The sequence below is a fragment of the Corynebacterium sp. 239_CJEI genome, assembly GCF_001055995.1.
GTDB lineage: Bacteria > Actinomycetota > Actinomycetes > Mycobacteriales > Mycobacteriaceae > Corynebacterium > Corynebacterium jeikeium_D.
The window spans coordinates 54,157-67,503 of the sequence record NZ_JVOW01000033.1; the positions used below are offsets into that span (position 1 = coordinate 54,157).

Genomic DNA, 13,347 nt, shown 5'->3' on the forward strand with positions numbered 1-13,347 from the left:
GTCTCCGTCGCGGGCCTCGCGAAAAATATGGGTTCGCAAACCCAATCAGGCCCCTGCGCTGACGCAATCGCCTGTGATGAGCTGGCCTCTTATGCTGGTCTCGCTGCTCGGTGGTCTTGCCTCGCTGCTGGCCTGGAATGGCCGCACCCAGCCGGACGATTGGGCGTCGCTCTGGGTGGGCGGGCTACTGATGGACAGGGGACTTGAGTCCCATCTCTATGATGCCGATCCAATCGATTTCACCGCCATGAGCGGAGAGGTCTGGCCACGCCTGGCGCAGGAAGTGTCTGCGCCATTTACGCATCCCTTTGTGCAAAACCCTTTGTTTGCAAAGGCTCTGGGAGCGATATCCCACGTCATGAGCTTTGAAACCTCGGTTGCTTGGTTGCTGTTTCTTTCCGGAATGGCCGTCGTGGTCCTGGTCGCAGCTTCCTACCACCTGTGGTTTCGGTCGACCATGCCCTGGGGCATCGCAGCGCTGGTTACCGCATGCGTATTCGCCCTGCCGACCACTCTCAATTCGTTCTGGATTGGTCAGACGACACCGCTGATTGTCGCGGGCGTCGCCTATGGGCTTGCTGCCTCGCGCACTCGTCCTTGGCTCGCGGGCATCGTCCTCGGCATTGTCGCATCCATTAAATTGACTCCGTATGCGCTCATCGCCGTGATGCTCTTTTTCGCTTATCGACGGCGCGCAGCCCTCTGGTCGCTGGCCACCACGGCGGTACTGGCGGTCTGGATGTTTATCCGCATTGACATGCCGGTTATTTCGGACTGGATTGACCGAATCGACGACATTGGTGCGTCGGTCTTGGTCGGTGGTGCGAATCAGTCGTTGGCGTCGACTTTAGCCACAGACCTGGGCAATCCTGATTTATTAGTAACAGTGGTTCGTGATTATCCGAGTCACGTGAAAACGATTCCACTGTGTATTGCGCTCGGCGTGGTGTTGATGGTCACGGCAGTTGCGTGGTTGAACCCGGTCTACCGGTTTGAGTTTCTAATCACCGGCGCGTGGCTTATTGCAGCCACATTCTCATCGATTCTTTGGACCCACTACATGTTGATGCTGGTCACGCCTGTGTTCGGTTTGGCCGCCATGGCGCGGAACCGATTGACCAGACAGTGGCCGTATATCGGTATTGCGTTGCTAGTGGTCCTGCTGACGTTCCCTGTGACAAACCCGATTGCTGCTACGCCGTATACCGGCGGATTTGTGTACTCGGGGATTACTGCGATGCTCTTGACGCTGGCATTGATGCTAGTTGTTGGTGGCTGCCACGCGTTTGCGGTACATCGGTACGGCGATGGTGATGCAGGCGAGGTTGGAGCTGGTTTTGGCAGTGAATTAGCTGCCGCGGAGACATTAAAATTTCCTCAGCCAGAGCCAATGGTCTTATTCGACTTGAGGAAGCGCTAGATTTAGCGGCTCAGCATAGAGACGATGTCACGGGCAGACATGTCGCTGTAAATCTCGTTCCGGGCGCTCTTAACCTGGTGGCCGAAGTGGACTGCGTTAGCGTCACTGCTGGTGTCGCGGGTAAGAGCTTCGCGCAGCGGCTGAGAGAAGAAGGCGCGCTTGGTAGTGAAAGAACGGGGGAACAGGTTTTCAAGGCTCACGGTATAAACCCTTTCTGTGGTCGGAATCCGGTCAGGATTCCGGTTTGAGAGTTTCTGTATTCAAATGGTTTTCTTTGATGCGGTTGCCACTATATGTCTGAATATGCCCGATATCGAGTTAAAACGGGCAAAAGTGACTAAGTGGATACCGTTCCCAACATGAAAGCTGCATCACACTGTGGACCGGCTTAATGCTCGGTCACGGTCAGTTGTGGGCTCCAATACAATGAAATCCGGAATCAAATGTGAAGTAGGAGTTTGGTTATGGCTATTTCTTCGGCACCCACCCCTGAGTCCCCGGATTCAGCGGATACCTCGGACGCGGCATCGCGCAGCGTTCCGGCGGCAGCGCTCAGTCACGTTGAGGATTTAATAGATTTTGTGGCTGCGTCGCCAAGCTCATTTCATGCGGCACAACAGGTCGTTGACCGTCTGAGTGCAGCCGGTGCCACGGTCGTCGACGAGCACGAGCAGTGGCCAAGCGAGCCCGGTGCCTACGTCCTGCGTCGCGATGGCGCTGCCGTTGCTTGGGTCGTCCCGGAGACGCCGGCTGCCGATTTCACCGGTTTCCGTATTGTGGGTTCTCACACGGATTCGCCCGGTTTTCGTGTGAAGCCCAACGCGCGCACCTCCGCCGCAGGCTATGCGCAGGTCGCTGTAGAGGTCTATGGCGGCGCGTTGTTGGGAAGCTGGACCGACCGTGAAATCGAGTTCGCTGGTCGGGTAATTGATAAAAACGGCCATGAGCACCTTGCTCGCACTGGCCCGGTCGCGCGTATCCCGCAGTTGGCTATCCACCTCAATCGTGCGGTTAACGAAGAGGGGTTGAAGCTCCACAGGCAGAATCACACTGCACCAATCATCGGACTGGATACCTTCGGCACCGATGTGCACCAGATCATCGCTAATGCTGCGGGACTGTCTATCGACGACATCGTCGCCTGGGACCTCATTTCCTTCGACACTCAGCAGCCGCGCACCTTCGGTGCTCACGATGAGTTCCTGGCTTCTGGCCGACTCGACAACCTGCTCAGCGTCCACTCCTCCCTGGTCGCCTTCGAGACCTTGCTCCGTCAAAACTGGAGCACGTCAACCACCATCCCCGTCATGGTCGCTTTCGATCACGAGGAAGTTGGGTCCGCCTCCACCACGGGCGCTGCAGGGCCACTGCTTGCCGACGTTCTGTCCCGCATCGCAGCGGCCACGGGCGCTGACCTGGAACGCACTCAGCAGCTCTACCGCGGTTCCATCTGTCTCTCTGCTGACGGCGCACACGGTGTGCACCCGAACTATGCAGGCGAACACGAGCCGGGGCACCAGCCGGAACTCAATGCCGGCCCGGTGGTGAAGATCAATGCCAACCAGCGCTACGCCACCACGGCGGCCGGTCAGGCGGAGGTTGTCCGAATCGCAGCGGAAACCTCCAAGCGCATTGGCCAGGAAGTGCCGGTGCAGTATTTTGTCTCTGCGAACCACAAGCCATGCGGCTCCACTATCGGCCCGATCACTGCAACGCGACTGGGTATCGACACCATCGATATCGGAGCTGCGATGGTCTCCATGCACTCGGCGCGTGAGATGTGCGGCACGATTGACCCATGGTGGTTGGCCGAACTCACCGTGGATTTCTGGGGTGCCGGACACTAGCAGCTCGCTGGCAGCGCTGAAGTCGCCTCTAGCAGGGGAGATGTCGGGGCGCTGTGGCCGTCGTGAAGCGAAAATGGGTGAGGGAATTTCCGTAGCTGCTCGTCGTGGAGCCTATTTTCTGTCATGCTATGAACCATGACTGATGCTAACGACACCCTGCCGTCGCACCGCCTTGAAGTACCTATCGAAGAGGCGGTGGCATGGCGTCGCCAACTGCACCAGAATCCGGAGCTGAGCTTCCGGGAGTACAGGACCTCGGACATGATTGAGGATTTGCTCAATCAGTGGGACATCCCGACGTACCGGTTGACCCCGACGTCCGTAATTGGCGTCATCGAGGGAACAGCGGGCGACCCCAGCACTGGCCGTGTGATTGGCTACCGCGCGGATATTGACGCCCTGCCGATTCAGGAGGAAACGGGACTGCCGTATGCCTCGCGCACGCCAGGTGTGATGCACGCCTGTGGTCATGATGTTCACACGGCGATGCTGCTGGGCACGGCGAAGGTGCTCTCTGGAATGCGCGATCAGCTGCACGGCAAGGTGCTGTGCATCTTCCAGCACGCCGAAGAAATGCTGCCGGGCGGTGCTCGTGAGCTGGTCGACAAGGGTGCCGCCGATGACTTGGATGAGGTCTATGCCTTCCACGTCGCGCCGCATCCGGTGGGGCATGTGGGAATTTGCGCTGGGCGAGTGACAACCATGTCGGGCATTGTCTCCATCGCGATTCGTGGCCGTGGCGGTCACTCCTCGAACCCACAGCTGTCGATTGACCCGGTGCTCATCGCCAGTGAGGTGACTCTCATGCTGAACACGATTGTCTCCCGCGATGTGGATCCAAAGCACATGAATATCGTCAACGTCGGCTCACTGCATTCAGGTGAGGCCGGCAACGTGATTCCGGATACGGCCAACCTGGAAGTGTCCATCCGCTCGGTGGATGAGGCCGACTGGGAGATTGTCTGCCAGCGTATCGAGGCCGTCGTCAACGGCGTCTGCCAAGCTCACGGCGCACAGGCGACTTTCGACTGGCAGATTCCGTACCCGATGGTGGTCAACGCCGACATTGCAGTCAATCGTGCCTGGCATGCGGCGACGAAGGCAGTTGGCAACTCCAAGGTGTTCGCCGCCGATCCGTGGGCTCCTTCGGATGACTTCTCCTATTTTTCTCGTGAAGCGCCGGGCTGTTACATGTTCCTCGGCACCGGTGGCCCGGAAGCGGGTAATCCCTTCTTTCTCCACAATTCCAAGTTTAAAATTGTGGAGAGAGCCATGGTCAATGGCATGCGCACGGAAATCCAAATCGCGCTCGACGCACTGAACCCGTCGAAGAATCATCCGCCGGAGCGACCTGCCACATCTCCGACCATGCCCGCAGCAGGTTCCGTGCCTCCACGGCCGCGGAAGGCAGGCCTTGGCACGCCACAGTCGCATGCGGGCCAGGCGCGGGCGTCGTCAAGCGAATCGGCGGGGGAGACCTCACCGAGTCCTGAGGCGGCGGCATCAGATAATTCCAATCAGCCTCAGGCACCTAGAGAGGATGCATAGGACAATGTCCACGACCCCCAACGCCCCTAATAAGACGCTCGCTGCCGCACCTGAGTGGTCGAAGTGGGCGATTGGATGGCACGTCTATCCACTGGGGTTTGTGGGAGCGCCCATCCGTGAGAAGGATCGAGGCGCCGCGCCGGTCAATCGAATTCGCAAACTGATTGACTGGCTTCCGTACGTCCAGGAGCTCGGGCTCAACGTCCTGCAGCTGGCTCCAGTATTCGAGTCGACTAGCCACGGCTACGATACCGAGGACTACTACCGCATTGACTCGCGCCTGGGTACCGAAGAGGACATGAAGGCTGTCATCGAAGCTGCCCATGAGCGCGGCATCAAAGTGCTTTTCGACGGCGTCTTCAACCACATCGGGGCAGAGGCACCCGCGTTGAAGACCGCGAAGGAAAACCCTGACTCTGAAGAAGCACAGCTCTTTGCGTTTACTCACTCAGATGGCGACATGACCGCGCCGGTGTTTGAGGGCCATGAGAGTTTGGTCGAATTCGATCACACCAGTGACGCGACTGTTGATTTTGTCGTCAACGTGATGAATTACTGGCTGGCGCGGGGGATTGATGGCTGGCGACTGGATGCGGCCTACGCAGTGGACCCACAGCTTTGGCACAAGGTTTTGCCGCGAGTGCGTGCTGAGCACCCGCACGCCTTTATCTACGGCGAGGTCATCCACGGTGACTATGCGGAGATTGTGTCGGTGTCCGGCATGGACTCGGTGACGGAGTACGAGCTGTGGAAAGCGACCTGGTCTGCGCTGAAGGAGGAAAACTTCTTCGAGTTGGACTGGACTCTGAAGCGCCATAATACCTTCGCGGAGTCTTTTGTGCCGGTGACGTTTGTGGGCAACCACGATGTTTCACGCATTGCGACGCAGGTAGGGGCCGACAAGGCCGTGCTGGCGGCGACGGTGCTGTTTACCGTGGCCGGTGTGCCGCTGGTCTACTACGGCGACGAACAGGGTTACACCGGTCTCAAAGAGGAACGCATCGGCGGTGACGACCAGATTCGACCAGTGTTCCCGGATAGCCCGGAGGAACTCTCTGCGCTTGGTGAGGACCTCTACCGCGCTTACCAGCAGCTCGTTGCGGTGCGACGCCGGTTCCCATGGTTGCACTCCGCTCGCGTGGAGACTGATGAATTGCGCAATGGTTTTCTTCGCTACCGCGTGACCGCAACCGACGCGGCGCTCGTGGACGATGCTGCCGGAGCCTCGGGTGAGGCTGGAGCTTCCGGCGAGATGCCCTCGCTCGTTGTCGAGCTGAACCTGGAAAACGGCGCAACCAGCGCGGTGATCCGTGATGGTGACCACGTGGAATTTGAGTTTTCCTAGGCTCTCTAGGCGGCTCTAGGCTGCCCCGGAGAACCAAAACCGCCCGGACACAATGTCCAGGCGGTAATTCTTTCGTGCCCCATCGATGAGTGGGCACAAGGGGTAGTGACTGCGTTTATGTTTGCTGGCTACCCCTGTTTTCGCAGATGCAGTGATTACATCTCTGCGGTCTCAGCAGGGGTCATCTCGTCGGAGGATGCCGGAGTGGTGGCCTTCTGCTCGAAGGTCTCCGACGGGTTGGCCTGGTCGCCGACCTTCACGTCCGAGTCAACCTGATTCGGGGGAGAGCAAGCGACCAGGGCTGCTGCGGCAATGGCGGATGCGGCGATAGCGCCGGCGATGCGGTTACGCATGGATGTGGCTCCTCTGTCGGAAAAACAATAGCTACAAGGGGCTAATAAACTTTTCTCACATTATCTTAAAGCAATATCTTAGAGGATTCTTAACGGCTTGCGGGAACCAAGGGGCCAATCGCCCCCGCGCCGATGCATAGGGTTGCCCCCGGAGTCGCCTTTTCCACATCGACATGGAGAGTATTTCCGCCACCGTTGAGGTACACATAGCGCGGTCGCAGATCGTTGTTCATCTTCACGACTGTGGAACCACCGCGGGTTTGCTCTTCAGTCTCGAAAGGATTGGGGAGCGACAGGCGCACATCCATGTCCTCGGAGGCGGTGGCCGGGAACTCAAGCACCCAGTCACCGAGCTTGATGATGTTCTCCAACTTGATGTCCTCCGACGCGGTGCCGTCCTCGCCAACTGTGATGCGATGGCCACACTGCTCGACAGGGCCGTCAGTGACACGGGTGACCTCGGAGACCTTGGCGTCGATAAGCGAACCGTCTGTATTGAACATGCGCGGGTGACCGGTGACGCGCTCAAACGGCGGGCGATCGGAGACCGCATCAAACACCCGCGAGTACATGTTCATCGGAGCGGCGACGGGCACGAGAACTTCGAAGGGGACGGGCTGGTCGATGAGATTGTAGTCGATCGCCTTGTCGGGGCCAGCGGCATCGGCTTCCTCGCGCAGCGCGGACAGCGACGCCTTGGTGTTGCCGATCCACTCCATTGCGATGTCATCAGACCAGGCATTGCGGTAAGTGACCACGGAAATCGTGGAGGTGACAGCCAGCGCGATGCCCAGCGACCAAATCAGAATGTGCGTACGAGCCGGTAGCAGCGCTGGCGCCTCGTCCTTCGGTGGGAGTCCAGCCAGGGAGATCGCGACGCAGATTACGATCACGAGCGCGACATCAGAGTAGTAGTGCAAAGTGTGCGCCAGCACGCCAGAGGTGTTCTCTCCCGAGCGGAACAGGGTGATGGCGAACAAGGTGGTGAACATGTACGCCACCGATAGCGTCCACGGAGCCCAGCCACGGTAATCGCGGCCGATGAGGGTGGCGGACAGAATCAACAGGATAATGCCGCCGAGAGTAATCAGCTGAGACGAAGCGGAGGCAAACGGCTGTCCCGGAGCCCAGCGTTCCCAGCTTGTTGGTCCGCCGATGATGCCGGCAAAAATCTGGCCGAGGCCGTTGAAGAACAGTTCGGGCTGCAGCTTGTCGGAAATGAAGCCGGTGGTTTCGGCGGGGCCGAAGTAGTACCACAGTGCCCAGGCGCCGGTCAGCAGCATCGATGGGATCCAGATGACGAGGCCACGGCGGAGAACCTGCAGGATATTTCTGCGCTCCATGTAAGCCAAAGTGACGACAACCAGCATGGAGATCGGTGCGATAGCCAGGGACTTCTCAAAGAATCCCAGCGCCACTGCCAGCAGCACGAACAGGCCTACGGCTTCCCACGGGCGGGGGCCGAAGGAACGACGCATAGTGGTGCGAATGGCGACAATCATGAAAACCACGAATGCTAGGTGGAACGGCTGGGAATTGGCCGCGGCCGACCACCAGGTGTCGCCCGGAAGCATCAGCGGAGTCCAGGCGACGACCGTGATGAGGAAGAGCGATACCAGCGTGCGGCCGGTGAGAAGCTCAAAGAGTTTAGCTGTGGCGTATGTCAGCACTACCGACATCACGGCCATGGTGATAGCCGGTAGCCACCAGTTCCACGGCGCGATGAGGTGATAGAGGCCTTGCACCAAGAAGGCCAGTGGTGCAAGGTGCCCGTCGTGATCCTGAAGCAGGTAGTCCTTGCTCAGCAGTGGGGTGTCGTAAAGATGGCCAACAATGATGAAGTCATCCCAGTAAAAACCATGGCTAGTCAGCACCAGAATGCGAGCGACAAGCTGTATCGCAATAACAACTCCGATGAGTGGCCACCACTGCTTCGCAGACAGGTCAAGTCGCTCGCCCCACGTCAATGTGGGCATGTAGTATGGGCGAGAACTTTCCTGCTCAGCGGTGTTGTCAGCACCAGGGGCCTCGGCAGTGTTCACTGCGGAATCCGCGGCTGTCCCCTCATCGCCGACTGGCGGCGTATGAGGGGTTTGGGCAGTTGGGGTATCTCCTGTAGATGACCGCTCGGCTTTAGTCATGGTTCCTTATGTTATCTAGGCCATCTGCTGGGCGCGGTAGGGTAGGCAAAAGTTAGTGCTTAGGGCGTGTCGACACAGGCTTCATACGCCGCTAATGAATACATCAATAATGTTTGAGCAATACCGCTCGAGTTAAAGAAAAATAGGAGCAAGTGGGATGACGCAATCGGCGAGTGCAGCGCGCGCTAACTTCTCGTGGCGCAATATTGACATCATCATTGCAGCTGTTATCGGCGTGGCCGTTGGCCTGATTTTTGTTATCTGGAACATCATCGGCGGTGCGGGCTATGAAGCAGTCAACGCGCTTACTCCTGGTCTTGGCGGTTTGGTCGCTGGTATGTGGTTCCTCGGTGGTCCGCTCGGCGCGTACATCATTCGCAAGCCGGGTGCCGCTATCTTCGTCGAGGTAATCGCAGCGACGGTTTCAGCACTGATCGGTAACCAGTGGGGTATCTCCACCCTGTACTCAGGTTTGGCGCAGGGGCTCGGCGCGGAGCTGGTGTTCCTCATTTTGGCGTATAAGAGCTACAACCTGGTCACCGTGGTTATCTCGGGTCTCATGGCAGGTGTCGGCGCGTGGACTTTTGAGCTTTTCACCGGCAACCTGGCCAAGACTTTCGAATTCAACGTCATCTACCTGATCTCCACGGCGCTGTCGGGTGCCGTCCTCGCCGGTCTGCTGGCTTACTTCCTGGCTAAGGCACTGGCGGCAACTGGAGCGCTGGATCGTTTTGCCATCGGGCGAGAGCGGCACGACGACGTCTAGGAAAATCGATGACAGATGAGGCGTTGACGCGGGGGCCGTCGTCAAGCGGAAATGTCCCTGCGGTGAGCGCGCGGGGGTTCGGATATCGGCACGCGGGGCGCAAAGCTGCGGTACTGAACGACATCACGCTGGACATCGAGCGCGGTGAAAAGGTGCTGTTGCTCGGCGCGTCGGGGATGGGGAAGTCGACGCTGCTCGCCGCTATTGCTGGCGTGCTTGGCGACGACTCCGATGGCGAAGCCACCGGAAAGCTCCTGATTGAAGGTCGTACTCCTGCTTCCGCACGGGGTTCGGTGGGCTTGGTGCTGCAAGACCCTGACTCGCAGACGATTAGTGCTCGCGTTGGCGACGATGTTGCCTTTGGTGCGGAAAACCTGGGCGTTGCCCCAGCTGAGATTGGCAACCGAGTGCGCGCCAGCCTGGATTTGGTGGGGCTGGATTTGCCGCTGGATCATCCCACGCACAGACTTTCGGGTGGGCAGAAGCAGCGCCTCGCATTGGCAGGTGTGCTGGCAATGGGCGCACGGGTCATTTGTTTGGACGAGCCGACGGCCAACATCGACCCGGCCGGTGTGCCGGTACTACGCGATGCTGCGATTACCGCGGCGGAGAGGACCGGTGCGGCACTGATTGTGGTCGAGCATCGAGTGGATGCGTGGGTCGATGTGGTCGACCGCATCATCGTGCTGGGCCGCGGAGGTGTGATTGCCGATGGTGCACCGCATCGGGTCTTGGAAGACCACGGGCAAGCTCTGACGGATGCTGGGGTGTGGATTCCGGGAGCTCCGCCTGCGCTGCCGGACGCGCGTTCAGCTGCCCGCGACCAGGACGGGCACCCTAGCGGTGCCATCGCGATCGAAACCCGTGGGCTGGACATCGGCTATGGCGCGAAGAAGTCGTGGTTCCGCGGTGGCGAAAATGTTGATCCGATTGCTCGCGATGTATCCGTTTCTATTCCATCTGAAGCTTCCACCTGCATTGTTGGTCACAATGGCAGCGGGAAGTCCACGTTAGCGCTGACGCTCGGCGGCCTGCTTGAGCCGATGGCGGGCACGGTCCAAGTGGCCGGCAGCGGTAGTGCGCCGTGGAAATGGCCGTCGAAGAAGTTGGCTACTCGGATTGGCACGGTGTTCCAGGACCCCGAGCATCAATTTGTCACTGGCACAGTGCTGGAAGAGTTGCAGCTTGGCCCCAAGCTTGTCGGTGTCAACGCTGATCAGCGCATCGAGGAATTACTTGAGCGGCTGCGGCTAACGGCTCTGACCAAGGCGAATCCGTTCTCGCTGTCCGGCGGTGAGAAGCGACGTCTGTCGGTGGCGACAATGCTGGCGACAGCGCCGGATATTGTGCTTCTCGACGAACCGACGTTCGGCCAAGACCGCCGGACATTCACCGAGCTGCTCACTTTGCTTCGCCAGCTTGCTGACGACGGCCGAACTGTTATCTCGATTACCCACGATCCATTGGTGGTACAAGCGATGGGGGACTACGTCATCGACATGGATTCGTTTCATCCGGAGCGGTCAGGCCGTGCGGCGCCGGGACAGCGTGGTTCAGGGGAGCAGGCCGGTCCGAGCCGCACTAGCGGTGCGCGCGGCCAGGGCGAAGCAGGAGGGAAATCGTGACTGAAGTCGGTTCCGCCGGTACGGCTGAAGGTACGCAGAGCGCCATTTCGAGTAAGCAGCCTTTCCTCGCGACGGTCAACCCGGTGGCGAGAGTACTGGGCCTATTCTTGCTCACCACACCGCTGCTGATTTCCATCGACTGGGTCTCCGCAGTGGTTGCGCTTGTCTGCACGCTTTTCTTGGTGCCGCTGTCGGGTTTGGGTTTTCGTCGTTTTCTAGGACGCAGCCTGCCACTTCTTATCGCCGCGCCCATCTCGGGCATCTCGATGGCGCTCTACGGCAACCCGGAGGGCAAAGAGTATTTCTCCTTCCTGCTTGCGCATGTGACGGATAATTCCATTTCCCTGGCCATCGCGATCATGTTGCGTGTGCTGGCTATCGGTACTCCAGTTGTCGTGTTGACAGCCAATATCGACCCCACCGATCTGGGCAATGGGCTGGCGCAGATTCTCAAGCTGCCCAGCCGGTTTGTGCTGGCAACGGTGGCGAGTTTGCGGCTCGTCGGCCTATTCATCAGCGATTGGCAGGCGCTGACCCGAGCCCGTCGAGCACGCGGTTTGGGTGACCACGGCGCAATCCGCCGCACTATTTCTCAGGTGTTCGCTCTGCTGGTGTTCGCACTGCGCCGCGGCACCAAACTGGCTACAGCCATGGAAGCCCGCGGCTTTGGCGCACCGATTAAGCGTACGTGGTGGCACACCTCGACATTGGCCGCGCGTGACTATGTCACCATGGCCGCCTGCCTTGCCATCGCCGTCGCAGCAATCGGTATTTCCGTGTGGGCCGGGGAGTTCCGCTTCCTGGGTGTGGCGTAGCAAAGGCGTTTCGATCACGATGATTCTGCTTATCGATGGCCGTTCCGGCAGTGGCAAAACCACCTTTTCGGCAAAGTTGCACAGTATCCTCGGTTGGCCAGTTATCCACTTGGAGGATGTCTATCCGGGCTGGTCCGGCCTGCAGAAAGCATCGGCCGAAGTCGCGGAGACCATTTTGAACCCCGCTCTACCGGCCGACAAGCGCGGGTATCGCCGTTGGGACTGGTACGCCAGTGAATTCGCCGAGTGGGTCCCCACGCCACCGGACTCCTCGCTCATCGTTGAAGGCTGTGGCGCTGTCACTGAAGCTAACCTTGCCGCTGCCCGCGCCATCGGCGACGGCAACGCCTGGGGAGTCTGGGTAGAGCTGGACACGCAGACTCGATTTGCCCGTGCCATGGCTCGCGACGACCACTTCGAGGAACACTGGGACATGTGGGCCGAGCAGGAATCCCAGCATATGGCGAAGCACAATCCGCAACAGCTCGTCGACTGGACCATCAACGTCCCAGAACAGTTAACGTGGAAGCTCTGATGAGAAAAACACTCGCGTGCCTCGGTGCAGGCTTCGGTTCCATGCTCCTCGTCGGCGGACTACGCGTCGCCGCTAATTCGGAGCTACGCCCACCACGCCTGCCCAATCGCAGACCTCCGCGGTGGGTTCTTCCAACAGTAGGTGCCGCGTGGACACTGGCCAGCTGCCGCGCCTACTACGCTCGCGCATCGCATCGCTTGACGACGCCCCTGCTCGCCGGCCTCGCAGTACCAGGAGCCGCAGCGATCGTTTTCGAGGCCGTTCGTCTTCGATGTGCAGCCAAAAAACCAACTCTGCCGCCACACACCGTGGTTGTACTGGGATGCGGATTGAAGAACAATCGGCCCTCGGCCCTGCTGGCCAGAAGATTACAGCGAGCAGTCTCAGCGTGTGATGAGCGTACCGAGCGAATCATCTGCTCCGGTGGGGTCGGCAGTGAAGCGGTGACAGATGCCACCTGCTCCGAAGCGGACGCCATGGTGGAGTGGTTGGAGGCGAACGCTGGGGACGTCGTAAAGCGTGGCGACATCGAGTTGATCCCCGAGGACCAATCGACGAATACGTCGGAAAACATTGACTATGCGTGCGAATTGATGCGCGGCATGGACGGTGCGTTGAGCGCTGGAACGGTTGTTGTGACCAGTGATTTTCATGCGCCACGGGTAGCGAAGCTCATGCGCGAACGGGGGCTGGAACCCTGGTGTGTCGTCGGCGCCTATACGCCGTTGAGGTACTGGGCGACATCGCTGCTGCGGGAATTCCTCGCGCAGTTTATTCTGTGGGCGCCGAGCGGCAACGCGAGAATTTTACGAATTTCGCGGGTAGAGCGAAGCGTTAGCCACTAGTATCGAACGAAGATAAATACGTCGTGCGGTGATAGTGCTGCGTAGAAATGCGTAGAGCGCGATATCGAACACGACATCGGAATCATTAAATCGGGAGGAACACCCAC

The 13,347-nt window shown here is 59.3% G+C and carries 12 protein-coding genes; 9 read left to right on the forward strand and 3 right to left on the reverse strand.

The window, feature by feature from the left end:
* Positions 1-76 precede the first annotated feature (76 nt).
* Positions 77-1,420, forward strand: coding sequence for a glycosyltransferase family 87 protein (locus ADB08_RS09425; protein ID WP_224784043.1), 1,344 nt, complete (start codon positions 77-79; stop codon positions 1,418-1,420).
* A 2-nt stretch (positions 1,421-1,422) separates the two neighbouring features.
* Here ADB08_RS09425 and ADB08_RS09430 read toward each other — a convergent pair whose 3' ends face one another.
* Positions 1,423-1,620 (reverse strand): hypothetical protein, encoded by a 198-nt coding sequence (locus tag ADB08_RS09430; protein WP_048732933.1) that lies wholly within the window; start codon positions 1,618-1,620, stop codon positions 1,423-1,425.
* 264 nt (positions 1,621-1,884) lie between these two features.
* Between ADB08_RS09430 and ADB08_RS09435 the strand changes: the two genes are divergently transcribed.
* The 3 genes from ADB08_RS09435 (at position 1,885) to ADB08_RS09445 (ending at position 6,160) form a co-directional block, all read left to right on the forward strand.
* Positions 1,885-3,267, forward strand: coding sequence for a M18 family aminopeptidase (locus ADB08_RS09435; RefSeq protein WP_049172704.1), 1,383 nt, complete (start codon positions 1,885-1,887; stop codon positions 3,265-3,267).
* A gap of 135 nt (positions 3,268-3,402) precedes the next feature.
* Positions 3,403-4,815 carry a M20 metallopeptidase family protein gene (locus tag ADB08_RS09440; protein ID WP_048732929.1) on the forward strand — a complete coding sequence of 471 codons (1,413 nt, stop codon included), beginning with the start codon at positions 3,403-3,405 and terminating at the stop codon, positions 4,813-4,815.
* A gap of 4 nt (positions 4,816-4,819) precedes the next feature.
* The gene (locus ADB08_RS09445; RefSeq protein WP_049172705.1) at positions 4,820-6,160 is read left to right on the forward strand and encodes an alpha-amylase family protein; all 1,341 of its coding nucleotides are present in this window, start codon (positions 4,820-4,822) and stop codon (positions 6,158-6,160) included.
* A gap of 155 nt (positions 6,161-6,315) precedes the next feature.
* Here the strand turns inward: ADB08_RS09445 and ADB08_RS09450 are convergent, their stop codons facing one another.
* Complete coding sequence (locus ADB08_RS09450; protein WP_049172707.1) at positions 6,316-6,513, reverse strand: hypothetical protein; 198 nt, start codon at positions 6,511-6,513, stop codon at positions 6,316-6,318.
* 89 nt (positions 6,514-6,602) lie between these two features.
* The gene (locus ADB08_RS09455; RefSeq protein WP_049172709.1) at positions 6,603-8,654 is read right to left on the reverse strand and encodes a hypothetical protein; all 2,052 of its coding nucleotides are present in this window, start codon (positions 8,652-8,654) and stop codon (positions 6,603-6,605) included.
* Positions 8,655-8,811: 157 nt separating this feature from the next.
* Here ADB08_RS09455 and ADB08_RS09460 point away from each other — a divergent pair, with 157 nt between their 5' ends.
* From ADB08_RS09460 to ADB08_RS09480, 5 genes are read left to right on the forward strand one after another with little or no spacing between them, the layout of a single operon-like run.
* Positions 8,812-9,420 carry an ECF transporter S component gene (locus ADB08_RS09460; RefSeq protein ID WP_048732921.1) on the forward strand — a complete coding sequence of 203 codons (609 nt, stop codon included), beginning with the start codon at positions 8,812-8,814 and terminating at the stop codon, positions 9,418-9,420.
* An 8-nt stretch (positions 9,421-9,428) separates the two neighbouring features.
* Positions 9,429-11,045 carry an ABC transporter ATP-binding protein gene (locus ADB08_RS09465; protein WP_049172711.1) on the forward strand — a complete coding sequence of 539 codons (1,617 nt, stop codon included), beginning with the start codon at positions 9,429-9,431 and terminating at the stop codon, positions 11,043-11,045.
* A 44-nt stretch (positions 11,046-11,089) separates the two neighbouring features.
* Positions 11,090-11,860, forward strand: coding sequence for an energy-coupling factor transporter transmembrane component T family protein (locus ADB08_RS09470; RefSeq protein ID WP_049172749.1), 771 nt, complete (start codon positions 11,090-11,092; stop codon positions 11,858-11,860).
* 19 nt (positions 11,861-11,879) lie between these two features.
* A complete protein-coding gene (locus ADB08_RS09475) occupies positions 11,880-12,395 on the forward strand; it encodes a hypothetical protein (protein ID WP_016422381.1) in 516 nt (171 codons plus the stop codon).
* Positions 12,395-13,240, forward strand: coding sequence for a YdcF family protein (locus ADB08_RS09480; RefSeq protein WP_049172713.1), 846 nt, complete (start codon positions 12,395-12,397; stop codon positions 13,238-13,240). The genes ADB08_RS09475 and ADB08_RS09480 overlap by 1 nt, the downstream gene beginning before the upstream one ends.
* Positions 13,241-13,347: the final 107 nt, after the last annotated feature.

Excerpts from the sequence above, each read along its gene's own strand:
- ADB08_RS09450 (WP_049172707.1), bottom strand. The coding sequence starts at position 6,513 with ATGCGTAACCGCATCGCCGGCGCTATCGCCGCATCCGCCATTGCCGCA.
- ADB08_RS09440 (WP_048732929.1), top strand. The coding sequence starts at position 3,403 with ATGACTGATGCTAACGACACCCTGCCGTCGCACCGCCTTGAAGTACCT.
- ADB08_RS09460 (WP_048732921.1), top strand. The coding sequence starts at position 8,812 with ATGACGCAATCGGCGAGTGCAGCGCGCGCTAACTTCTCGTGGCGCAAT.
- ADB08_RS09465 (WP_049172711.1), top strand. The coding sequence starts at position 9,429 with ATGACAGATGAGGCGTTGACGCGGGGGCCGTCGTCAAGCGGAAATGTC.
- ADB08_RS09425 (WP_224784043.1), top strand. The coding sequence starts at position 77 with ATGAGCTGGCCTCTTATGCTGGTCTCGCTGCTCGGTGGTCTTGCCTCG.
- ADB08_RS09435 (WP_049172704.1), top strand. The coding sequence starts at position 1,885 with ATGGCTATTTCTTCGGCACCCACCCCTGAGTCCCCGGATTCAGCGGAT.
- ADB08_RS09455 (WP_049172709.1), bottom strand. The coding sequence starts at position 8,654 with ATGACTAAAGCCGAGCGGTCATCTACAGGAGATACCCCAACTGCCCAA.
- ADB08_RS09480 (WP_049172713.1), top strand. The coding sequence starts at position 12,395 with ATGAGAAAAACACTCGCGTGCCTCGGTGCAGGCTTCGGTTCCATGCTC.
- ADB08_RS09475 (WP_016422381.1), top strand. The coding sequence starts at position 11,880 with ATGATTCTGCTTATCGATGGCCGTTCCGGCAGTGGCAAAACCACCTTT.
- ADB08_RS09445 (WP_049172705.1), top strand. The coding sequence starts at position 4,820 with ATGTCCACGACCCCCAACGCCCCTAATAAGACGCTCGCTGCCGCACCT.